Genomic DNA, 21,768 nt, shown 5'->3' on the forward strand with positions numbered 1-21,768 from the left:
TAAGATTAGTAAAATTTCTCCGGAAAACACCAATATGGCTTTATACGCTGAATTGCATCGGCATCTGGGCGGTTCGGTTGTACCTCGTGTGTTGTGGCGATATTTCGAGAGACATACGTCTGAGTTAATTTCCCGCTTTGCGAACTATCCAGAATTTGAAGAGTTTTATACCAAACCTCGTAATACCTTAGACGAGTATTTAGAATTACACACCTTGGTAGAAAGTGTACAGACTGTAGAAACTTTGCCTTACTTTATCTACCGATTGTTACGGGGTGCTTATATATTTGAGAATTTGGCTTATTTGGAACTGCGTTACACCCCCTATTTACGAACACCTGAACATTTAAGTCAATCCGAAAGAATTGACAAGATGGCAGAAATTGTTGAAGTTGTGGGTAAAGCCAGTCAGTTGGAAGAATATCCGATTGTGACTAGCCAAATTCTCTGTATGCACTCACGTTTACCTTATGAGGTGAATAAGGCCATTGTTGATTTGGCGGCACAAAGTAAACAGTATGTTTGTGCGGTAGATATCGCCGGTGGTGATAGCCACTATGCTGAACGTTTAGAAGAATGGCTGAATCTGTATGATTATGCCTGTTCTTTAGGTATTAACACCACAGGACATCTTTACGAAACTACTGCAGGTTGTTACACCGAACTGCTACCCTACCTGAAGCGGATTGGACATGGTATTCAAATTCCTCTGTTGTATCCTGAGTTACTGCCAGAGTTAGCGCAAAGAGGACAGTGTTTGGAAGTTTGCCCCACAACTTACATTAAAACTGGTACTTTACAGGATATCCGTCAACTAAAGTTAGTTTTTGACCGATGTTTTGACGCTGGGGTAGATATTGCAATTTGTACTGATAACGCTGGGTTACATAATGTGCGTCTGCCTTTTGAGTATGAAAATCTTTTGACATACGACATTATTAACTTTAAACAGTTGCAAGCTTGTCAGGATGCAGCTTTCCGTCATGCTTTTGCTTGGCCTCATGGCGAACGTCCTGCATCTCTGTTAAATGAATTGCTGAAACCGGAACCTCCGAAAGTTTTGGCAATGAGAGATTAATTCCGCAGCCAGTTTTGGATTTGCCCAATAGTCATAGATCCCCGACTTTTTGAAAAAGTCGGGGATCTGAACAACATGGCTTTAAAATTAATAAAAATTTTGTTGAAGAGTAAACAAAATTGCTTATTGTATTCAGTGCTGGCTTTTCGCCTACACTGTAATTTATGACATCTACTATTCACGCTTTACCGACAGAAGTCGTATATCTAATTACAGCTGGAGAGGTGATCGACTCTTTAGCTTCTGTCGTGCGGGAATTAGTAGAAAATTCCTTGGATGCTGGCGCGACGAGAATTGTTGTGTCTCTCTGGCCGCAGCAATGGCGAGTGCGCGTAGCCGATAATGGTTGCGGAATGAACTTAGATGATTTGCAAAAAGCCGCAGCCACTCACAGCACCAGTAAAATTTACACTTGTGCTGATTTATGGAAAATTAGCAGTTTAGGATTTCGGGGAGAAGCACTGCACAGTTTGACAAATTTGTCAAATTTAGAAATTTTGAGTCGTCCGGCTGGTGAAAATTGGGGATGGCGAGTTGTTTATAGCGATGGCGGAAAAGTTCAGCAAGTAGAAGTCGCTGCGATCGCACCTGGTACAGTGGTGACAGTATCTGATTTATTCGCCAATTGTGTAGCGCGTCGTCAGGGGTTACCAGTAGTTGCACAGCAAATGAAAGCTGTACAAACTGCAATTCAACAAATTGCCTTATGTCATCCCCAAGTTACCTGGCAAGTGCAACAAAATGACCGTGATTGGTTTACGATTTATCCGGCTAGCACCAGCAAAAAATTACTGCCGCAGTTCATACCCCAAGTTAAAGAAGCCGACTTCCAAGAAGTCAAACTAGCAATACCCCATCCAGCTAACTCAGAACTCAGAACTCAGAACTCAGAACTCACATTAGTGGTAGGATTACCCGATCGCTGTCATCGTCATCGTCCAGATTGGGTACGTGTAGCCATTAACGGCCGGATGGTGAAGTCAGCAGAATTAGAGCAAACAATTTTGGCAGCATTCCATCGCACATTACCACGCGATCGCTATCCCGTTTGTTTCTTACATCTTGATATTTCTCCAGACCAAATTAACTGGAATCGTAACCCAGCGAAAACAGAAATTTATCTTAATGAAATCGGTTATTGGCAAGAACAAGTGACTCAAGGAATTGAGCAAGCATTACGCCTCAGTTCTGCCAATATTAAAGAAGCCGTTCATATTACCCGCGTCAGTAAATTACTCAAAGCTGCGGAAGCTAAAGGCGGCTACAATTTTAATCCGAAAAATCCCAAAGATGAGGATCATACTCAGAACTCAGGATTGAGTACTCCTTATTCTTTAAAAGCTGTTGCTCAAGTTAGCAATACTTATATTGTGGTGGAACATTCTGAGGGAGTTTGGTTAGTAGAACAGCATATTGCCCATGAGCGAGTTTTGTATGAGCAATTATGCGATAGCTGGCAAATGATACCCATTGAACCAGCAATTATTCTTTATCAATTAACGCCAAAACAAGTTGCACAATTACAACGCATTGGTTTAGATATAGAAACCTTTGGCGAACAGCTTTGGGCGGTTCGCAATATCCCCGCAATGTTGCAACAACGAGAAGATTGTGCCGATGCTATTTTAGAACTGAGTTTAGGTGGTGATTTACAAGCCGCGCAAGTTGCTGTTGCTTGTCGCAGTGCTATACGCAATGGTACACCGATGAGTTTGCCAGAAATGCAAACTCTTTTAGATCAATGGCAACGCACTCGCAATCCTCGCACCTGTCCTCACGGAAGGCCTATTTATTTATCATTAGAAGAATCCGCTTTAGCGCGATTTTTCCGGCGTAACTGGGTGATTGGGAAGAGCCACGGAATTTAATTTTGATGATGAGAGCTATTTGATAAATTAAGTTAGTTTATTGTCGTCGTTGATTTTGCGGAATTTTGTAATATTAAGCAAATTTAGCAATCAAGTCTGAGTATGTAAGTAATCGGAATTCTGAACTTTATTGTTAGTGCAGATTAAATCCAGGGAATTCTAAAATAAGCAGACTTGATACCAATTTGAACAAGATATGACAAATAGTTAAGGAAACAATATTGTTGAGTCCTGACAAATCATTGATCTGTCACAAACATTATTTGGATTGGTATGAGAATCCTGCTTATACATCAAGATTTATAAGGGTGAAATATGACTAACAAAAATTACCACGGCAATAATCGGGATCAATCTTCTGTAGAGTTAGCTCTGATGGAATCTCAGAGTTCTTTGGAGGTAAAACTCAAGCATCTCAGAGATGCTTACGAGCAAGGCTTCATTGATGAAATTGCCTATAGCGCAAAAAGGTTGGAAATTGAAGAATTAATGCAAGCTTTTAATCAGTGTGTAGACACAGAAGAGAAACTGATAAAACTTCAGCACCTCCTTGATGAGGGAATTTTAACTCAAGGTGAGTTTGAGATGAAGAGATCTGAATTAATCCATGAGTCTTCTCACTCAGAAGTAGAAGTTCAAATTGCTAAACTCAATGCTGCTTTGGCTTGTGGAATTCTCAGCCAAGAAGAATATGAGATTCAGAAGTTAGCAATTAAACAAAAATCCGAACTGAGCAATCAAATCAAATAACTTAAAAATGCTAGAGATGCAGCAATTATTACCAATGAAGAATTTGAAAATAAAAAGTTGGCACTAATTGCCTAATACCAATTCTTTATGAGGCTGCATAGAATTCGATCCCCCTTGAAAAAAGGGGGAAACCAGAATACATCTACCAAAGTCCACACCACTTGCTAACCTGCGGGTTCCGCGTTAGCGGCACAAGTCGGCAAAGCCGCCCAACGCAGTGCTTCCCCCTTTTGAAGAGGTAGTTAGGGGGATCAAGATATGTGCAACTTCACATTAAATTGGTATAAGTTCCGAAATCCTTTGTACCTTCCTGTACATAAACACATTTAATACTTGTAATTATTAGCTTGTTGATTACACTCAAATGTTTTGAAATTTTGGTGGGGCAATTGCAGAAGTTTATCTATAGCAAGGTTTTGGGTACTCTAGCTAAAGGTCTATAAAAAGTTGCCCAGATTTAGATTTAGGGCAAGCATAATTATCATATAGAGTGTGTATCCAATTGCTATGACTAATCTAGGCAATAATCCTGAGCGCCCTGTTGGTAGATACCAAGATTTTCTCGATGCTACTTTTGGATCTGATATGACTCAATCAATGGAAAATCGTCATGCTGCTAGAGTCTTAGAAGCAATTGATTATGCAGACCAAGGAAATTATGCGGAAGCAGCAGATCTATTTTTAATGGCTTCTAACACAGCTACTACAGAGGCAGGCAAACGATACTGTCAAACTTTAGCAAAGGGAGCAATTGATGCCAACACTGCCTATGAAAATTTCCTTGCAAATGCTGCTTCTGTGACAAGAGCAAAAGAAAAAGCTAAGACATCATGGAATACTTTAAGTAAAGAATTATCTGTTTACTTGAATTTCTTGGGAGTCTACTTTTGCGAACGTAAAAAATACTCGGAGGCAATTCAATACTATGATCTAGCAATCAAGATCAATCCAAGTTATGCAATGGCATACTTTAGCCGTGGTGGTGCTAAAGCAGATTTGCGTCTCTTTGATGAAGCTATTCATGATATTAAAAAAGCTGTACAACTTTTTTCTGACCAGAACGACCTACCTAATTATGAAAATGCTCAAAAGATTCTGCAACAGATCCAAAGTGCTAACTCTAATTTAGGTAGAAAACAAGTAGGAAATAGCAACCAGTTACAAGAAAATGTATTTAAGAAGGATTTTGGGAGCTATGAAAAATTGCTGTATCACGCTGCAAAGCTTAAGGCTCTCTCAATACAAATAGCCAGAGAATTTCCAACAACGCCTCAACCCAAACAAAAAGAGTTAGCAGCGGGTTTACTCTTTAAATATCTTGAAGATAAATATGATGATCGGGAGAGAAAATATACTGATTTAGATAGAGAATTTATGAAAGCAATTTGTTTTCAACAAGGTCTAGATTTAAATCAATATTATGCCAGAAATAAATCATTTAAGAACTTTTTCGCCGGATTATTAGTTGGAGGATTGATAGTGTATATAATTCTTAAGTGGATGTTTAAATAACTTTCTATTTAATAAACAAATTATGCTGATCATAGTATCTCTAAAAGTTGCTGTTAGCGACTCAACCACAGTGCTAACATAACTTAAAGAAATTAAGACTAATGTTATGTTTATTAAATTAAGTTATAACCAAGCTTTTTGCAAGGAACAAGTGATCGCAAAATACTCAGACTGAATTAGTTTTTGATTTGGTGGGTAAGAGCAAGCGTAAACTGAAGACAATACACTCAACGTAACCCTATGGACTGGCAATCTCGAATCACGATTGATCCTAATATCCTTGTCGGCAAACCCATTATCAAAGGGACTCGCCTTGCTGTCGAGTTTATTATCGACTTGCTTGCTCAAGGCTGGACAACCGATGAAATTCTCCGCAATTACCCTGGTATTACCCTTGAGGATGTTCAAGCCTGCCTCAGCTATGCCAGCGCCACCCTCAAAGCGGAAAAAGTCTACGCCTTTCCTGCATAGCCTATGCGATTTCTTGCCAACGAGAACTTCCCATCTGATGCTGTAGAAGCCCTTAGGCAACAAGGGCACGATGTTGTGTGGATTCGCACCGATGCGCCTGGGATTACCGATCCTGAGGTGTTGAGTCGCGCTCAAACCGAAGATCGCATTCTCCTGACCTTCGACAAAGACTTTGGTGAACTCGCCTTCCGTTCAAAGTTACCAGCGACCAGTGGAATTATCTTGTTTCGGATTAAAGCTCCTTCGGGCGCAGTTGTGGCTCAAAAAGTTGCGACTGCGATCGCATCTCGAAACGATTGGGCCGCTCATTTCAGCGTGATTGAAGATGATCGCATCCGTATGAGACTCTTGTAAAAACGCTTGCTATAGATTTAAAGTCCAAGCTTTGGCAAGAACAAGCGATCGCAAAATACACAAAATAGACTCGATCTAGTGAGTAGAATAATTCAAGGTGCGTTACGCTACGCGATAACACACCCTACTGATTTGTGCCCTATTTCCTATTTCAATCTCCCAAATAAATACCTAAACCACGCGCAGTTTTCACTAAAGTATCCCCTGGATTGACGGCGCGATATTGAGCGATCGCTTCCGCAATTGGTATAGTAAAAACTTGGCGATTTTGCCAGGCAACCATGTGATCGTATTTACCTTCATCAATAAGATTGACCGCAGCTACGCCAAAAGCTGCTGCTACTAAACGATCTAGTGGTGAAGCTGTTCCACCTCGTTGCAGGTGTCCTAAAACTGTAACGCGTGTTTCTGCACCAATGCGATCGCTAATTTGATCGGCTAAGTATTGACCAATACCACCATAGCGAGATTCTCCAGCACGATTGGTCATTGTTACACATTCACCATCTTGAGTCCGAACTGCTTCAGAAACAATAATTAAACAGTAGTTTTTGCCTTGTTCTTGGCGATGTTTAATTTTGTAGCAAATCTGATCCATGTCGTAGGGAATTTCGGGAATTAAAATTACATCTGCTCCCCCAGCAATTCCCGCAGCAATCGCAATGTGTCCGGCATCACGTCCCATCACTTCTAAAATGATCACTCGACTGTGAGATGCGGCGGTGAAATGTAACCTATCCAATGCTTCTGTGGCAATATTTACTGCTGTATCAAAACCAACGGCGTGTTCAGTAATGCCAATATCATTATCAATGGTTTTGGGAATCCCGACTAAATTAATCCCGCCTTGTTGTGCCAAGCGCCGCAAAATCGCCAAACTACCATCACCACCAATGCCAATCAAAGCATCTAAACCGAGTTGATGATAACCTGCAATGATGTCTTCGGAGCGATCGCATAAACTACCATCAGGCATGGGAAATGCAAATGGATCGCCTTTATTTGTGGTTCCTAACATTGTGCCACCAGCAGTTAACAGTGGGTCAACTTGGTCAATTTCTAGTTTTGTGTATTCTGGTGGACGCGCCATCAATCCTACAGTTGCTTGACGAATTCCCAATACTTCCCAACCTTTTCCCGAAGCACAATGAACTACAGATCTGATCACTGCATTCAAACCAGAACAATCTCCGCCACTGGTAAGAATGCCAATCCGCTTAGATTTCCCCATATTTTTTTCGAGTTTCCAACAAGAAATCAGTAAGCCGGCAAGAATATTTCAAGGTTAAGGAAATTAAAATTTAGCAATTTTAGGTGCATTTGCTTATTGCATAATGCATCTATTTCTACTCCTACAAATCTTCTTATCAACTTACCCGTATTTAGTAGATTAAACTATCTGTGAACACAAAAATCAGATTATGTTTAAAACCAATTAATTAAGGGAATACAAGCGAAATATGTAAAGCTTTGTATGAGATAATTTCCGGATTTTTACTTTTTTATATCTTTCTTAATAAGCGAATTTCTATATATTTTAGGACTTACGCAAGTATCATATTTTTCCCGCAGTGGTTGTCCAGAGTCAAAAGGAATTACTGCGTTCATTCGCCAGACTTGTACCGCTAACGCGGAACCCGCAGGGTAGCAACTGGCGTTCCAAAGTCTAATTTTTGACCATGTCATGCCCCGAAAATATTTGTGCTGCCTCAGTCCTATTATTGATGAATAGCTTTTGAAGTTAGTAGTTGCATTGATTTTTTACAATATGTGACAAAAGTAATATTGTTCACAAATTATCTACATAAAAGGAAATATTTATCTTATTCTTACTGTTATTTTGCTATAACTATACTTGTTACTATTAATACAGCAAGCACAGATTCCAAACTGATATTAAATGTTGAGGCATCTACCTATGAAATATTTTCTTTTAATTTCCTTAGTTTTGATGGGTGCGATCGCAGGAACTAAAAATGCCTATGCTCAACAAGAAAATTTAATGCCCACAATGATGGAACCAGCTAATTCTGCTGTTGTAGAACCTGTGACAGATGTACCCAACCAAGCGGTGAATCTGATGACAGAAGCAGCAACAATTAATAATAAGTGGCAGAATGTGATTATTCAACCAAATAATAGTTTATTGCCAACTAATAATAGAATTTCTCGAATCGAAGAGCAAGGATGTCAAAAAGTCAATCCTTTAGATTTCTTGAAAGATCCAGCAGCTGCGTTTGCAAAATGTCAGCAGCCAAACAATAATCCTACACCTCGCAATAGCAGCGAACCGATAGAATATTTGAAAGTGCCTAAACTTGATTCTGGCTTGAGTGTAACTGTAACGCAATTTTAAGTAGAGTGTTGCAATTGAAAATAACTGACAAGGGCTGTCATTAGTCATTAGTAAGCGTTTTAAGCGTATTTATGCTGAGTTGCAACAGACGCGATTCATCGCGTCTGTACAAGAGTCAAAAGTCATTATTCATTTCTCCCCAATCCCCATTACCCCTTATCCCCAGAGGGGCCCTGAGTTCCCCAGTCCCTAACCCCTATCACCGTTTCACCAGTGCAACGATCGCAGCGATTAATTTTGACGGATCGGCGGGTTTTGCGATATGCAGTTGAAATCCCGCCGCAAATACCTGTTGTTGTGTGGTTTCTGCGGCGTAGGCGGTGAGGGCGATCGCGGGAATTTCTTTTCCTTGCTGGGCTGGCATACTGCGGATTTTACGGATTAAGGCGTAGCCATCAACTTCTGGCATACCTAAGTCGCTTAATAATAAATCGGGTTTTGATTGAGCGATCGCAATCAGTGCTTCGTTGGCTGAGGCGGCGCTGGTGACGATTGCACCATGCTGTTCTAATAAAAAGGCGAGAAATTCTCTTGTATCTACATCATCGTCTACAACTAATACCTTGATTGCTTCTAATGGGGCATAAGGTACAGATAAAGAATAGGAATCTTGTGATAAATCGCTATCTCTAGCTGATAATCTTAGGGTTTTTGGTAACGCGGGTAGAGAAACTGTAAATGTTGCGCCTTTGTCTTCTCCAAGACTTTCTGCCCAAACTCTACCACCATGTAATTCTACAAGTTGACGCACAATCGCTAAACCTAATCCTAATCCCCCCGATCTACGGGTGATTGTACTATCGGCTTGGCGGAAATATTCAAATACATGGGGTAGAAAATCTGGACTAATACCTTTACCTGTATCGCTGACTTGAATTTCTACTTGTGAATCTATTTGTTGTAATTTAACTTCTATTTCTCCACCAGATGGAGTGAATTTGATGGCGTTAGAAAGCAAATTCCACACTACTTGTTGCAATCGGCTACTATCACCTTTTACCTGTGCTACTTTACGATCTAATTTGAGATGAATTTGAATAGATTTGGCTTCTGCTGCTAATCTGACTGTTTCTAAAGCTGCTTCAATTGTGGTGGCGAGATTCACTGTTTCTAAATTTAAGCCGAGTTTACCTCGCAAAATACGCGAAATATCTAACAAATCATCAATTAACTGTGCTTGTAATTCGGCATTACGTTCGATAGTTTCTACAGCGCGTAGGGTAGTTGTTTCATTTAAATTACGTTTTTTGAGTAACTTCGCCCATCCTAAAATTGGATTAAGAGGCGATCGCAATTCATGAGAGACAATAGCAAGAAATTCATCTTTGATGCGGTTTGCGGCTTCGGCGGCTTCTTGCGATCGCTGGCGTGCTTCTGCTTCTGCTAATGCTTGATCGCGCACGTTTTTATATTCTTGAACACGGAAGGTGAGTTCGGTAACATCTTGAATGGAAAATAATGCATAAAAATCACCATCAGCTTCTACAGCAGTTACTGTGGTGTGCTGAATGCGATATTTTTCTTGGGGTAACGGTACGGGAATAATATATTGATGTAATTGCGAAGAAAATATTGTAGGCGGGCCACCTTGAAAAATTTGCTCTAAGCGATGAATGTAGCGCGGTTGATTAAGATGGGAAAAATATTCCAGAATTGAATTACCTAAAATCCGACTGCGGGGAATTTGTGTCCATTCTTCTAAACTGCTATTCCAGAATAAAACACTGTAGTCTGACTGTAGAACAAAAGCTCCTAAAGTAATTTTATCTAGCAGGGCGAATTTTTCTTGAGCTTGTTCGATTCTATTCATATCATCATCAGACTAAATTTAAAAATTTATACTATTTTTTGTAAGATTTTTTCGCTTCATGATACTCCCATTTCCTGATTAATTATTTGAATTAAGGTATCAAATGTATCTAATTCAAATATTAAAATGATATCTCCAATTAGTTCTAATTGCTCAATCGTAAATCTTGCTTGTGCTAGCAAAATTTTTGACTCGCTCACATTGGCAGATGCTAATAAATTTTCAATTTTATCTTCTAAATAAACAGGTATTGTGTAACTCATGTGCTGTCTCAACACATTACCTATTGAACCCATTACCCCATTAATTACAATATTACCGATTTCGCTTAATGTGCCAATTTTAACTGCATCCAAATCAGTTGAATCTGGGTTTTCACCAGTCAAAACTGCTACTAATGATGAGGCGCTGTCAGTTGGGAAAATTAAGCCAGCTGTACCGTAAAAGGGGCCTGTAAAGCCGAGTCTCACAGCGGCTAAACTATCATCATGAAATCGTAAAGCTAATTCTTCATAGGCATCCACAGCTGTTAATACCTTGACAAAAGGAATTTCTAGACGAATGTGAGAGTTTACCATTTCATTGAGTAAACTTGCTGCCCTACCAACTCCAATATTAATTAATTCTTGGAGGGCATCTAATTGTTCTGCTGTCACATTCATCTTGGCTTTATTCCTTGGTATTGAGAACTTGCTGAACTGCTGCGCGCAATTCACTTTCTTTTGGCGGTTTGTTAATAAAGTTAACTGCGCCTAACTGATAACTTTGATTGCGTGAGCCATCTTGAATATCTGCTGAGATGATAATGGTAGGAATTTTTAATTGTTCATCTTGGAGAGCTTGCAAAAATTCAAAACCATTCATTTCCGGCATTAAAATATCAGCTAACACACAGTTTGGCTGATGCTTATGCACCATTTCTAACCCCTCGCGTCCATTACTAGCTTCGAGGATTTCATAACCATCTACTTGCAGAAACTTGCGAATCATTCTGCGAGAAAATGCTGCATCATCGATAATTAAAACCAAAGCCATCAACTTTACCCTTTTGACCTGCGACTTCCTGAAATTGCAAAATTAGTCTCTTCTTGAATTATCCGTAAAAATTCAGCTAATTTCTCAAAATTTATCTTTAGTTAATACAGCAGTTTTTACTCAAGTATAAGCAAAAATATGATATTGATAATTTTCTATAATTAAAACTTGATATCTTGCACAGTTAATTTATTGCCATTGGCGCTTTTCGCACTCCAGATAAAATTTTTGGATGTGATATTTGTTATTACCAAGATTGGTATCACATTTATGGCATGAAGATGCATTCACAAACACACTTTATTGATATAATTGAGGTAACTCCAAGATTGCTAAGATGAGAATTATTGAAAATTGCATCGCTGATACTTTTAACATTGTCTAGGTTGATGCTAACCCTTTTTAAGTTTGGATTTGCAGCGCAAAGCTGGCATTGGATTTCTTTGCTTTCGTTATTAAGTTTAGCATTATATTTTCAGCATTTATGGCGATAAACATCTCTCATGAGAGAGATATATATTGATTTTGGCAGGTTATTAGTATTAAAATAAAGAATTGGCAATCTATTATTACAATGGAGTTAACAGAGATAGATGATGACATAGAAGCATTTCTCGTTGAAAGCTACGAGAATCTCGATCAAATTGAACGTGACATTATTGAGCTAGAGAAAGAATATGGAAATGGTGAATCGTTAGTCAGGATTTATCGCTCACTGCACACCCTTAAAGGTAATTGTGGCTTTTTACCGTTTCCTAAGTTAGAAGCGCTGGCTCATGCGGCGGAAAGTTTGTTGTCGAGTCTGCGCGAACGCACTTTAGCCATTACTCCTCAAATCGTCAGTACGTTACTCCAAACAATCGACAGTATCAGACAGATGTTGTCTGCGATCGCAACGACAAGAAAAGAAAGCGATCGCGATTATGCTCAACTGATTGAGAAAATCACCGCATTACAACAAACTCAGCCAGCAGCAACCTCCCCAGCACCGCCAACTGTAGAATTCGATGGCGATTTGGAAGATTCCACCCAGACAACCTCAGAATCTCATATCCGCGTCAATGTGGGGTTGTTAGATCAGGTGATGAATTTGGTAGGCGAACTGGTGTTAGCGCGTAACCAAGTTATGAGATTATCTACCAAGCTCAAAGATAGCGACTTGACTGCGGCTTGCCAACGCTTAAACGGAATTACAGGCGAATTGCAAGAACAGGTGATGAAAACTCGCCTCCAACCAATAAATAGTATCTGGCAAAAATTTCCCCGAGTAGTTCGTGATTTAGCGATCGCTTCTGGTAAACAAGTTGCAGTGGAAATGGCGGGGATAGATACAGAGCTTGATAAAAGTATTATTGAAGCCATCAAAGATCCTTTAACGCACTTAATCCGCAACTGTGTAGATCATGGGATTGAGTTCCCCGCAGAACGCACAGCTAAGGGTAAACCTGCTGTGGGGAGGTTATTTCTGGGAGCTGCTTACGAAAACGGTAAAGTCAATCTAGAAATTAGCGATGATGGTAGGGGACTCAACCCCGAACGCCTCAAAGCGCGATCGCAACAACTGGGATTAGTCAGCGCCACCCAAGCAGCAACGATGACTGACTCAGAAGCAATGAACTTAATTTTTTTACGTGGCTTCTCTACCGCCGAACAAATCACCAACCTCTCAGGAAGAGGGGTAGGAATGGATATCGTCAAAGACAATATCGAAAAAATTAACGGTAGCATCGAAATTGAAAGTCAGTTAGGACAGGGAACCACATTTAAATTAAAAATTCCCCTGACATTGGCGATTATTTCCGCCTTAATTATTAGCAGTGGCGGCGATTTTTATGCCATTCCTCAAGGAAATCTCCAAGAACTAGTTCGCCTGGAAACAGAGCCAGGACTAAAAAATATTGAGATATTTTATGATGTTCCCGTGTATCGCTTGCGGGGTGAACTTATACCGTTAATTTACCTCAATCAAATATTACAAATTAGTACTACTAACAGCGAACTGCTGAGTATAGTGATTATTCAAGCTGATAACTATCGCTTCGGCTTGGTAGTAGATAGCATTGAAGATATTCAAGAAATCGTCGTCAAACCCTTAGGCAAACAATTAAAGCATATCTCCTTATTTGCTGGAGCCACAATTTTAGGAGATGGAAAAGTCGGATTAATTATTGATGTCGTCGGTTTAGCCAAGCAAGCTGGTGTCAGCGCCACATATCAGCAGTTAGCGAATGCTACAGATGTCAGTATTCCAGAAAGCGATCGCCAAACTCTTTTACTGTTTACAGGCCCCCAAGACGCACACATGGGTATTCCTTTAGCGATCGCATCTCGACTGGCGGAGATTCCCGCAACTGCGATTGAGAAAGTCGCTAATCAGTTGGTTGTGCGGTATGACAAGCAAATTTTACCGCTAATTGATCTACATACTATATTTGGCGATCGCACCTTTGATAATCTAGCAATAGAAACCGAGACATTATCAATTATTATTGTCTCTCCCTATCCAGCAGTAAGCGTAGCGTTAGTAGTTGATCACATTCTTGATATTGTCGAGGAAGCGCTGACAATTAAAGGTATACCTAGTAGAGAAGGTATTTTATTCTCTACTGTAATTCAAGGTAAAATCACAGAAATTCTGGATATGGAAGCGATAATTAGGAAGACAAATCCTTATTTATTACAACTAGTAAATTCTCGATAATTTTTGACGCATTCGACGTTAGTTATTCTCGCAGGGTATAATTTTTGTGAGTTTTGGGAAAATCAGCCATGTTAAACTACAACCTGCCGAGGTACTTGCCTTCTGCTGAAGAATTGCCCGACTCTGACGATACACCTGTGGATAATGAACTGCAAGAATTAATACCAGGCTTATTAAAAGCAATACTGCTAATTCTTTGGTCAGAACGCATGGACTGGTTCTTTGGCGTAGATATGGGTATTTATCATCACCCAGATGAACCGCCCATTGTACCCGATGGCTTTCTGAGCTTAGGAGTAGAGCGTTTTTATGATGAAGAATTACGTCCCAGTTATGTGTTGTGGGAAGAAAATGTTCTACCTATTTTAGTGCTAGAGGTAGTTTCCCAAACTTATCGCAAAGAATACACTGCTAAGTTACAACAATATGCAGAATTAGGTGTACTTTACTACGTAATTTATGCTCCTCGCCGTCGTCGCAAAGCGCGTTTAGAAGTATATAAGTTAGTTAATGGTAGTTATGAATTGCAAGCCGGAAACCCAATTTGGCTACCAGAAATTGGTTTAGGAATTGGTTGCGAAAGGGGAAACTATTCCGGTGTAACGCGGGAATGGATGTATTGGTACAATGAGCAAGGAAAGCGTTATCCTACGCCAAAAGAACAGATTCAACAAGAAGTACAACGCGCGCAGCAAGCAGAGCAACGCGCTCAACAAGCAGAACAACGCGCTCAACAATTAGCAGAAAAATTGAGAGCGCTGGGTATAAACCCTGATGAGCAATGACTATTACCAATTACCAATTACCAATTACCAATCAAATAGATATAGGACTCATATTTGATTTTTGAAAAAAACTAAGTACACTTTTATTTCTTCTTCCCTGTTCCCCGTTCCCTGTTCCCTCTTCCCTCCCTACGCAAATAATTTCTCCGAATCAAAGCGGATTCCTATATCTTTTTAGGAATCACATTTCTCATCCCACTTTTAACACCTACAGTATCACCTTTGTAACGCGGGATAATATGGATACTGACGTGCATCATATTTTGACCTGCGGCGCGATTGACGTTGATTCCCACATTAAAGCCATCAGGATTAAATTCTACTTTGAGCATTTCTTGGACTTTGTTGACCATAAACCAGCAAGCAGATTGTTCTTTAAATGGTAGGTCGAAATAATTGCTCACATGGCGTTTAGGAATAACTAAAATATGTCCTTTACTGAGGGGATAGCCATCAAAAATTGCATAAGCAGTTGCGGATTCTGTTAATAGTTTTAAATGTGTATAGGGATTGCAAAATAGACAATTATTGGAGGAGTTGCGTTGGTGATTGTAATGCCGATATTCATAAAACTCCCGAATGTCATCTAAATAAATAGAATTGAAAGGAAGTCTTACAATACATTGATATGTAGGTTTTTTATGAACGTAATGTTCTCTAAAACCTTCTTTTTTGATATCTCTCCTCACTGCATAATAAGCTTTACCTCCTGGCTGCAATAGATGTGCTACTTCCATGAGTACGCTAGCTTGTTCTTCAGAAAACAACACATTTAATACATAAAAGCAAATGATTGTGTCAAATTTTTCTTGAGGATATTGGGGACAATAATAAGGGTCATAACCTGTAATATCACAGCCTTTGTCCCGCAATATTTTCACATCATTACCAAAGCCACAACCAAAATCTAATATTTTGCCTTGAAGCAGGTTTTGATTTAATAAATATTGTGCTGGAAATGACAAGCTAGTTCTTTCTATAGCGGTGAGATGGCTAAATATATTTTTTTGCTGTTTCATGAAATTCCGCTTTTCTTGGCTTCTGATACATCTCGTTGTTATTAATACGGAGAGAGAAGGCACAAGGAGAAGCTAATTATTATACTCTCGTCTTTAGTTAGTCGTCAGCACCATACTTTGATTTCTTCCCTTGGGATGGAAGAAGTACTAGAATCAGCCGTAATAGTTGCTGAGGAAAGACGAATTTATCTGATTTACTGGTACAACGGTCAATTAATTGAATCCCAAACCCTAGAATTAAACATTAACGATCCAGGGTTACTTTATGGGGCGACGATTTTTACTACGATGCGGGTTTATGAGAATTCGCTGGATAGTAGATTAACTCACTGGACTTTACATTGCGATCGCCTACTATTCTCTCTCAAAACTTTTGGTTGGCAACAACCAGACTGGAATCGGATACGTCAAGGTGCGGAAATGCTGCTACAACATTTCCCCATTCTCAGAATTACCCTATTCCCTGATGGACGGGAATGGATAACGGGTAGGTTATTACCAGAAAATTTAAGTGAAAAACAAGCAAATGGAGTAGTTTGCGCCATTGTCAGTGCAGAATACGATCGCACTCTGGCTTCTCATAAAACTGGTAATTACTTAAGCCCTTGGTTAGCCAGAAATAGCAGCCTAACCTCATCTGCTCAAGAAGCGATTTTAGTCGATCAAGCAGGAAATTGGCTAGAAACCAGCACTGGTAACCTTTGGGGTTGGCGTGATGGTTGTTGGTGGACACCGCCTTTAGCTGAAGGAATTTTGCCAGGAATTGTGCGATCGCAACTTGTAAAATGGCTGCAATCCCAGCAGCAACAAGTAAAAGAGGAACCCTGGACAATGGAGTTAGTCAAGGAATTTGCAGCGATCGCCTACACTAACTCTGTGGTGGAATTCCTCCCTATCCATACCGTTCACCAGCCTGCTGGGTCGCTACAATATAATCCTCACCATTCTAGTTTTCAATTGCTCAGGAGTTTTTTTAGCATGACAACGTCACCATTTTGGTATACGTTAAGATAAGTTAACATAATTCTTAAAAACACCCTCTCTTTTAGAGACGTTACCAAAAGGTGGCAAAACAGCCCAGTTCTGCTGAGAATGGGACGTAAAGTTACCTCAAGGGGAAACCCTGCTTCGCCACAGTCATGAGTGATTTACTCAGAGTCATTCATAAAAAATGACAAGGAACGAATAACAAATGACAAATAGAAGCGATCGCACGAAAAATATTAGGAGGATTGACCTCAGTGAATAAAAGATGGAGAAACGCGGGGCTGTACGCACTGCTCTTTATAGTTGTAATTGCTTTAGGAACAGCATTTTTTGATAAGCAACCCCAAAGCCGAGAACCATTACGCTACAGCCAATTTATTCAAGAAGTTGAAAAAGGCAGAATAGATAAAGTCAGTTTAAGTGCAGACCGTTCTACAGCCCTGGTTACATCTAGAGACGGTAATAAAAAAGTAGTCACATTAGTCAATGACCCTGACTTAATTAATACTCTTACTGCCAAAGGCGTTGATATTTCTGTTTTGCCTCAAACCGACGAAGGATTTTGGTTTAAGGCATTAAGTAGCTTATTTTTCCCTGTATTGCTTCTAGTTGGCTTATTTTTCTTACTACGTCGTGCTCAAAGTGGCCCTGGTAGCCAAGCTATGAACTTTGGTAAGTCTAAAGCCAGAGTGCAAATGGAACCTCAAACTCAGGTTACTTTTGGTGATGTCGCTGGTATTGACCAAGCCAAGCTGGAATTAAATGAAGTCGTAGACTTTTTGAAGAACGCCGATCGCTTTACCGCCGTTGGTGCCAAAATTCCTAAAGGTGTATTACTCGTTGGCCCTCCAGGGACAGGTAAAACCCTCCTAGCTCGTGCGGTTGCTGGGGAAGCTGGTGTACCATTCTTCTCTATCTCTGGTTCCGAGTTCGTAGAAATGTTTGTGGGTGTGGGTGCTTCCCGCGTCCGTGACTTGTTCGAGCAAGCCAAATCTAATGCTCCCTGTATCGTCTTCATCGATGAAATTGACGCAGTAGGTCGTCAACGGGGTGCTGGTTTAGGCGGTGGTAACGATGAACGGGAACAAACCCTCAACCAGCTACTTACCGAAATGGACGGCTTTGAAGGTAACACTGGTATCATCATTATCGCGGCTACCAACCGTCCCGATGTACTAGATGCAGCGCTGTTGCGTCCCGGTCGTTTTGACCGTCAGGTAGTAGTAGACCGTCCCGACTATGCTGGACGTAGCGAAATTCTCAAAGTTCACGCTCGTGGTAAAACCTTAGCTAAAGATGTGGACTTAGACAGAATTGCTCGCCGTACCCCTGGTTTCACTGGTGCAGATTTATCCAACTTGTTAAATGAAGCCGCAATTTTAGCAGCACGGCGGAATTTAACTGAAATTTCGATGGATGAAATCAACGACGCAATTGACCGCGTGTTAGCTGGCCCAGAGAAGAAAGACCGCGTCATGAGCGAAAAGCGCAAGACTTTGGTTGCATATCACGAAGCCGGTCACGCCTTAGTGGGTGCGTTGATGCCAGATTATGACCCAGTACAAAAAATTAGCATTATTCCTCGTGGTCGTGCAGGTGGTTTAACTTGGTTTACTCCTAGCGAAGACCGGATGGATACTGGCTTATACAGCCGCGCTTATTTGGAAAACCAAATGGCAGTAGCTTTAGGTGGCCGGATTGCTGAAGAATTAATCTTTGGGGAAGAAGAAGTTACCACTGGTGCTTCTAATGACCTACAACAAGTAGCCCGTGTTGCTCGTCAAATGATCACCCGCTTTGGAATGAGTGACAAACTAGGGCCCGTAGCTCTGGGTCGCCAGCAAGGTAATATGTTCCTTGGCCGCGATATCATGTCAGAGCGTGACTTCTCAGAAGAAACAGCAGCTGCCATTGATGAAGAAGTCCGCAAACTGGTAGATGTAGCTTATGCTCGCGCCAAAGAAGTATTAGTCAATAACCGCCACATCCTCGACCAAATCGCGGATATGCTGGTTGACAAAGAAACAGTAGATGCCGATGAATTGCAAGAAATTTTGGCAAACAACGATGTCAAAACTGCCGCTTTTGCATAAGCGATCGCCTCTATAATTTAAGATTTAAATAGGGGTAATTCTGGAGTCTCAGAGTTACCCCTATTTTTTTTTACCAATTACAAAGGGTAAAGGTTAAGGGGTAAAGGGGAAAGGTTTTTATCCCTTGCCCTTTTCCCTATCCCTCACCTAACATTTTTGGGTTAGTAACTACTACTAAAGAGCCAAACAATATATGAAAATTGCTGGTTATGCTAAATTTTGTTTACTCTGTTACGTAATTGTATGTGACATTTTGCGAGTTTTTAGTAATCTTAAGTTGCGAAAAAAATTGGATATCTATGTTGCTTAAATAGTACCAATACCAAGCCTAGAATTTATTTTTTGGGGGGTTATTTGCAGAATTTACTCTAGGTATATATCGCAATTTATTTTTTTAGCAGTATCAGGCAATTTTTTTTTACAATTTATACTTATCTCTTATGGCAGAAGTCACTTTAGACTGTAATCAATAACCTAGTAGTTACATTTGGTACAGAATATTATGAACCTTCTTGCTTGGGTTGTTCTTGGTATTATTGCTGGTGCTATAGCTAAAGCTATTTACCCAGGTCGTCAAGGTGGCGGAATTCTTTCGACAATGGTTTTAGGTATAATTGGTGCTTTGATTGGAGGAACTTTAGTTTCTTTCTTGAGTCCACCAGGAGCAACATTTGCTGCTGCTACTCTCAGTATTCCTAGTCTAATTATTGCTGTCATTGGCGCAATAATTGCTATTTTCTTATGGGGCTTAATAACTAGTCGTAGCAGTTATTAAGCACATAATATTAGGCTCATGGCTAGAGTTAACCTATTACCTTTCTTAAGAACAATAGAACTCCACTTTCTTTACAGAAATGGAGTTCTACAATTCATTCTAATTCTTTATAATTTAATACCTGTATTTCTCACAAGCAGCAGATATAGCAGATGTAGGTTGAGTTAAGCGCTGCGCTTAACCCAACATGGATGATTAAAGCTTAACCTATATTTCTGTGTTGGGTTTCCTTACGTCAACCCAACCTACTAAACTACTAAACTGGTAAGAAATTGGGGAGTAATAAATTGTAAAGCTAGAGGCATTAGATTTTGTCAACCTTCTATAATTACGAATTATGAATTACGAATTACGAATTCCAAACTAGTATCAAAGGTTGCACCCAACATTGGGATCTAGAGAACTAATCTATCGCCTTTTTCAGTTCATCTTTAATGTTTTCGGTGGTGTGTGTAACTTGGGCTTCAGCTTGCTTTGCTTTACCTTCAGCTTTATCTGCTGGGTTACCAGTTACTTCTCCAATGACCTCTTGAACTTTACCTTCGATATTTTTGGCGGTAGCTTCTACTCTGTTTTCAATACTCATAAGTTTTTACCTGCACTCTTAGTTAAGTTGAATTATTAGTAACAGAAATAATTTAGACTAAAAAATAAAACCTTTGCATCTGTCAGGAGAAAGTAAATTATTTTCTATTTTTATCTACCCAAGGTAGATGCGAAATTAGCAGCTTCTATAATAAATAATAAAAATATTCCTAAATCATAAATCAAATAAAGCTTTGGGCGTAGCTAACACCCATGATTGAGTAAGCGATCGCTCCTGCTTGCTACCGAATTAATTACTTATTTTAGACTAACAATAATTCAGTAAGTAATAACTGAAAGGAAAATTTAGTAGTGTCTAAAAAATATCGTCAAAAAAATATATGGAAAAGTGAGATTAATGACATCATTAGAGGTACTTGTGGAGGCTTTTTGTTTGGTATTCCCTTGTTGTACACAATGGAAGTATGGTGGATTGGATCGCTAGCAAAACCAGCCATGATGATGTTAGCGATCGCATTAATGTTTATTGGCGTGTTCTTAGTTAACCAGGCAGAAGGCTTCCGCAAACGCAGACATGGTAGACGAGCTTACGAGGATATAATAGATACTATAGAAGCAATGGCGATCGGGCTAGCTTGCTCTAGCTTTATGCTATTTTTATTACAAGAACTGACACCGCAAACTTCTCTGAGAGAAGCACTAGGCAAAATCATCTTTGAAAGTGTACCATTTACTCTTGGTGTAGCATTAGCTAATCAATTTTTAGGGGATACTGATAGTACCAATACTGAAAGGCAAACAACTCAGAAACAATGGAGTAACTTACACGCCACCCTCTCCGATTTAGGTGCCACTCTTATTGGTGCGACCGTAATTGCATTTAACATTGCCCCCACAGATGAAATTCCCATGCTAGCAGCCACAGTATCACCTCCGTGGTTACTAGCAATAATCGCTACATCACTAGTGATTTCCTATGGCATAGTGTTTCAGGCAGGTTTTTCCGACCAGCAAAAGCGCAGACAGCAAAAAGGAATTTTTCAACGCCCATCAAGCGAAACCATTATGTCTTATTTAGTTTCACTGTTAGCCGCTGCGTTGATGCTGTGGTTTTTTCAAAAGTTGAGTTTGAGTGACCCCTGGACAATGTGGTTAGATCACACTTTAATGTTAGGGTTACCTGCAACCATTGGTGGTGCAGCTGGCAGGTTAGCAATATGAATAATCAAGATAACCAGCATGAAGAGCGATCGCTTGCTGAATGGCTCACATTTACTGCTGCTTCATTTATTATCACAGTAATTATCGGATTGGTGGGATTTACTTGGCTAAATGACAAAAATCAACCCCCCATAGTATCCATCATCAACAAACAAAGAACGCGCCAAATTAATGGACAGTTTTATGTCCCTTTTGAAGTGATCAATAAAGGTGGAGATACAGCCGCATCAGTACAAATCATCGCTGAGTTAGAAATTAAGGGCAAAGTTACAGAAACCGGGGAACAACAAATAGACTTTTTATCTGGCGGTGAAACAGAAGAAGGAGCATTTGTATTTAGCCAAGACCCCAACAAAGGTAAGTTAACTATCCGCGTTGCTAGCTATAAATTGCCCTAGCACTGGAAG

Annotated in this window: 20 protein-coding genes; 14 read left to right on the forward strand and 6 right to left on the reverse strand. The window is 40.0% G+C overall.

What is annotated here, in order from left to right:
- The first annotated feature begins 34 nt into the window (after window positions 1-34).
- The 6 genes from HG267_RS06370 (at window position 35) to HG267_RS06395 (ending at window position 6,033) form a co-directional block, all read left to right on the forward strand.
- Window positions 35-1,078: an adenosine deaminase gene (locus HG267_RS06370; RefSeq protein WP_045871664.1), complete on the forward strand. Its 1,044-nt coding sequence runs from the start codon at window positions 35-37 to the stop codon at window positions 1,076-1,078.
- Between the two features lie 164 nt (window positions 1,079-1,242).
- Complete coding sequence (gene mutL / locus HG267_RS06375; RefSeq protein ID WP_045871665.1) at window positions 1,243-2,946, forward strand: DNA mismatch repair endonuclease MutL; 1,704 nt, start codon at window positions 1,243-1,245, stop codon at window positions 2,944-2,946.
- A gap of 315 nt (window positions 2,947-3,261) precedes the next feature.
- Complete coding sequence (locus HG267_RS06380) at window positions 3,262-3,696, forward strand: SHOCT domain-containing protein (protein WP_045871666.1); 435 nt, start codon at window positions 3,262-3,264, stop codon at window positions 3,694-3,696.
- Between the two features lie 507 nt (window positions 3,697-4,203).
- The gene (locus tag HG267_RS06385) at window positions 4,204-5,208 is read left to right on the forward strand and encodes a tetratricopeptide repeat protein (protein ID WP_052335266.1); all 1,005 of its coding nucleotides are present in this window, start codon (window positions 4,204-4,206) and stop codon (window positions 5,206-5,208) included.
- 240 nt (window positions 5,209-5,448) lie between these two features.
- The gene (locus tag HG267_RS06390) at window positions 5,449-5,679 is read left to right on the forward strand and encodes a DUF433 domain-containing protein (protein ID WP_045871667.1); all 231 of its coding nucleotides are present in this window, start codon (window positions 5,449-5,451) and stop codon (window positions 5,677-5,679) included.
- A 3-nt stretch (window positions 5,680-5,682) separates the two neighbouring features.
- Complete coding sequence (locus HG267_RS06395; RefSeq protein WP_045871668.1) at window positions 5,683-6,033, forward strand: DUF5615 family PIN-like protein; 351 nt, start codon at window positions 5,683-5,685, stop codon at window positions 6,031-6,033.
- A 151-nt stretch (window positions 6,034-6,184) separates the two neighbouring features.
- On the opposite strand, the gene HG267_RS06400 is transcribed toward HG267_RS06395, so the two are convergent.
- Window positions 6,185-7,264, reverse strand: coding sequence for an ATP-dependent 6-phosphofructokinase (locus HG267_RS06400; protein ID WP_045871669.1), 1,080 nt, complete (start codon window positions 7,262-7,264; stop codon window positions 6,185-6,187).
- A 687-nt stretch (window positions 7,265-7,951) separates the two neighbouring features.
- On the opposite strand from HG267_RS06400, the gene HG267_RS06405 reads away from it, so the two are divergent.
- Window positions 7,952-8,389 carry a hypothetical protein gene (locus HG267_RS06405; RefSeq protein ID WP_052335267.1) on the forward strand — a complete coding sequence of 146 codons (438 nt, stop codon included), beginning with the start codon at window positions 7,952-7,954 and terminating at the stop codon, window positions 8,387-8,389.
- Window positions 8,390-8,588: 199 nt separating this feature from the next.
- Here HG267_RS06405 and HG267_RS06410 read toward each other — a convergent pair whose 3' ends face one another.
- From HG267_RS06410 to HG267_RS06420, 3 genes are read right to left on the reverse strand one after another with little or no spacing between them, the layout of a single operon-like run.
- On the reverse strand, window positions 8,589-10,199 hold the full coding sequence (locus HG267_RS06410) for an ATP-binding protein (RefSeq protein ID WP_045871670.1): 1,611 nt from the start codon (window positions 10,197-10,199) through the stop codon (window positions 8,589-8,591).
- Between the two features lie 56 nt (window positions 10,200-10,255).
- The gene (locus HG267_RS06415; RefSeq protein ID WP_045871671.1) at window positions 10,256-10,861 is read right to left on the reverse strand and encodes a chemotaxis protein CheC; all 606 of its coding nucleotides are present in this window, start codon (window positions 10,859-10,861) and stop codon (window positions 10,256-10,258) included.
- Window positions 10,862-10,868: 7 nt separating this feature from the next.
- Window positions 10,869-11,234, reverse strand: a complete 366-nt coding sequence (locus HG267_RS06420; protein WP_045871672.1) for a PleD family two-component system response regulator — start codon at window positions 11,232-11,234, stop codon at window positions 10,869-10,871.
- Between the two features lie 574 nt (window positions 11,235-11,808).
- On the opposite strand from HG267_RS06420, the gene HG267_RS06425 reads away from it, so the two are divergent.
- Both HG267_RS06425 and HG267_RS06430 read left to right on the forward strand, forming a co-directional pair.
- A complete protein-coding gene (locus HG267_RS06425; RefSeq protein ID WP_045871673.1) occupies window positions 11,809-13,935 on the forward strand; it encodes a chemotaxis protein CheA in 2,127 nt (708 codons plus the stop codon).
- Between the two features lie 68 nt (window positions 13,936-14,003).
- The gene (locus HG267_RS06430) at window positions 14,004-14,720 is read left to right on the forward strand and encodes a Uma2 family endonuclease (protein WP_045871674.1); all 717 of its coding nucleotides are present in this window, start codon (window positions 14,004-14,006) and stop codon (window positions 14,718-14,720) included.
- Between the two features lie 164 nt (window positions 14,721-14,884).
- On the opposite strand, the gene HG267_RS06435 is transcribed toward HG267_RS06430, so the two are convergent.
- Entirely contained in the window at window positions 14,885-15,739 is an 855-nt protein-coding gene (locus tag HG267_RS06435; protein ID WP_045871675.1) for an HIT family protein, read from the reverse strand.
- A gap of 135 nt (window positions 15,740-15,874) precedes the next feature.
- Here HG267_RS06435 and HG267_RS06440 point away from each other — a divergent pair, with 135 nt between their 5' ends.
- The 3 genes from HG267_RS06440 to HG267_RS06450 all read left to right on the forward strand — a co-directional run bounded on the left by HG267_RS06440 (window position 15,875) and on the right by HG267_RS06450 (window position 19,594).
- Window positions 15,875-16,753, forward strand: coding sequence for an aminotransferase class IV (locus HG267_RS06440; RefSeq protein WP_194007824.1), 879 nt, complete (start codon window positions 15,875-15,877; stop codon window positions 16,751-16,753).
- A gap of 227 nt (window positions 16,754-16,980) precedes the next feature.
- Window positions 16,981-18,819 carry an ATP-dependent zinc metalloprotease FtsH3 gene (gene ftsH3 / locus HG267_RS06445; protein WP_045871676.1) on the forward strand — a complete coding sequence of 613 codons (1,839 nt, stop codon included), beginning with the start codon at window positions 16,981-16,983 and terminating at the stop codon, window positions 18,817-18,819.
- A gap of 502 nt (window positions 18,820-19,321) precedes the next feature.
- The gene (locus HG267_RS06450) at window positions 19,322-19,594 is read left to right on the forward strand and encodes a GlsB/YeaQ/YmgE family stress response membrane protein (protein ID WP_045871677.1); all 273 of its coding nucleotides are present in this window, start codon (window positions 19,322-19,324) and stop codon (window positions 19,592-19,594) included.
- A 403-nt stretch (window positions 19,595-19,997) separates the two neighbouring features.
- Here HG267_RS06450 and HG267_RS06455 read toward each other — a convergent pair whose 3' ends face one another.
- Window positions 19,998-20,180, reverse strand: a complete 183-nt coding sequence (locus HG267_RS06455; protein ID WP_045871678.1) for a CsbD family protein — start codon at window positions 20,178-20,180, stop codon at window positions 19,998-20,000.
- A 311-nt stretch (window positions 20,181-20,491) separates the two neighbouring features.
- On the opposite strand from HG267_RS06455, the gene HG267_RS06460 reads away from it, so the two are divergent.
- Both HG267_RS06460 and HG267_RS06465 read left to right on the forward strand, forming a co-directional pair.
- Window positions 20,492-21,361: a TIGR02587 family membrane protein gene (locus HG267_RS06460; RefSeq protein WP_045871679.1), complete on the forward strand. Its 870-nt coding sequence runs from the start codon at window positions 20,492-20,494 to the stop codon at window positions 21,359-21,361.
- Complete coding sequence (locus HG267_RS06465) at window positions 21,358-21,759, forward strand: TIGR02588 family protein (RefSeq protein ID WP_045871680.1); 402 nt, start codon at window positions 21,358-21,360, stop codon at window positions 21,757-21,759. Before HG267_RS06460 ends, HG267_RS06465 begins: the two co-directional genes overlap by 4 nt.
- Window positions 21,760-21,768 lie beyond the last annotated feature (9 nt).

Source organism: Tolypothrix sp. PCC 7601 (assembly GCF_025677855.1).
GTDB lineage: Bacteria > Cyanobacteriota > Cyanobacteriia > Cyanobacteriales > Nostocaceae > Aulosira > Aulosira diplosiphon.

Coding starts and splice junctions, on each gene's coding strand:
- HG267_RS06370 (WP_045871664.1), top strand. CDS start 35: ATGGCTTTATACGCTGAATTGCATCGGCATCTGGGCGGTTCGGTTGTA.
- mutL (WP_045871665.1), top strand. CDS start 1,243: ATGACATCTACTATTCACGCTTTACCGACAGAAGTCGTATATCTAATT.
- HG267_RS06380 (WP_045871666.1), top strand. CDS start 3,262: ATGACTAACAAAAATTACCACGGCAATAATCGGGATCAATCTTCTGTA.
- HG267_RS06385 (WP_052335266.1), top strand. CDS start 4,204: ATGACTAATCTAGGCAATAATCCTGAGCGCCCTGTTGGTAGATACCAA.
- HG267_RS06390 (WP_045871667.1), top strand. CDS start 5,449: ATGGACTGGCAATCTCGAATCACGATTGATCCTAATATCCTTGTCGGC.
- HG267_RS06395 (WP_045871668.1), top strand. CDS start 5,683: ATGCGATTTCTTGCCAACGAGAACTTCCCATCTGATGCTGTAGAAGCC.
- HG267_RS06400 (WP_045871669.1), bottom strand. CDS start 7,264: ATGGGGAAATCTAAGCGGATTGGCATTCTTACCAGTGGCGGAGATTGT.
- HG267_RS06405 (WP_052335267.1), top strand. CDS start 7,952: ATGAAATATTTTCTTTTAATTTCCTTAGTTTTGATGGGTGCGATCGCA.
- HG267_RS06410 (WP_045871670.1), bottom strand. CDS start 10,199: ATGAATAGAATCGAACAAGCTCAAGAAAAATTCGCCCTGCTAGATAAA.
- HG267_RS06415 (WP_045871671.1), bottom strand. CDS start 10,861: ATGAATGTGACAGCAGAACAATTAGATGCCCTCCAAGAATTAATTAAT.
- HG267_RS06420 (WP_045871672.1), bottom strand. CDS start 11,234: ATGGCTTTGGTTTTAATTATCGATGATGCAGCATTTTCTCGCAGAATG.
- HG267_RS06425 (WP_045871673.1), top strand. CDS start 11,809: ATGGAGTTAACAGAGATAGATGATGACATAGAAGCATTTCTCGTTGAA.
- HG267_RS06430 (WP_045871674.1), top strand. CDS start 14,004: ATGTTAAACTACAACCTGCCGAGGTACTTGCCTTCTGCTGAAGAATTG.
- HG267_RS06435 (WP_045871675.1), bottom strand. CDS start 15,739: ATGAAACAGCAAAAAAATATATTTAGCCATCTCACCGCTATAGAAAGA.
- HG267_RS06440 (WP_194007824.1), top strand. CDS start 15,875: ATGGAAGAAGTACTAGAATCAGCCGTAATAGTTGCTGAGGAAAGACGA.
- HG267_RS06450 (WP_045871677.1), top strand. CDS start 19,322: ATGAACCTTCTTGCTTGGGTTGTTCTTGGTATTATTGCTGGTGCTATA.
- HG267_RS06455 (WP_045871678.1), bottom strand. CDS start 20,180: ATGAGTATTGAAAACAGAGTAGAAGCTACCGCCAAAAATATCGAAGGT.
- HG267_RS06465 (WP_045871680.1), top strand. CDS start 21,358: ATGAATAATCAAGATAACCAGCATGAAGAGCGATCGCTTGCTGAATGG.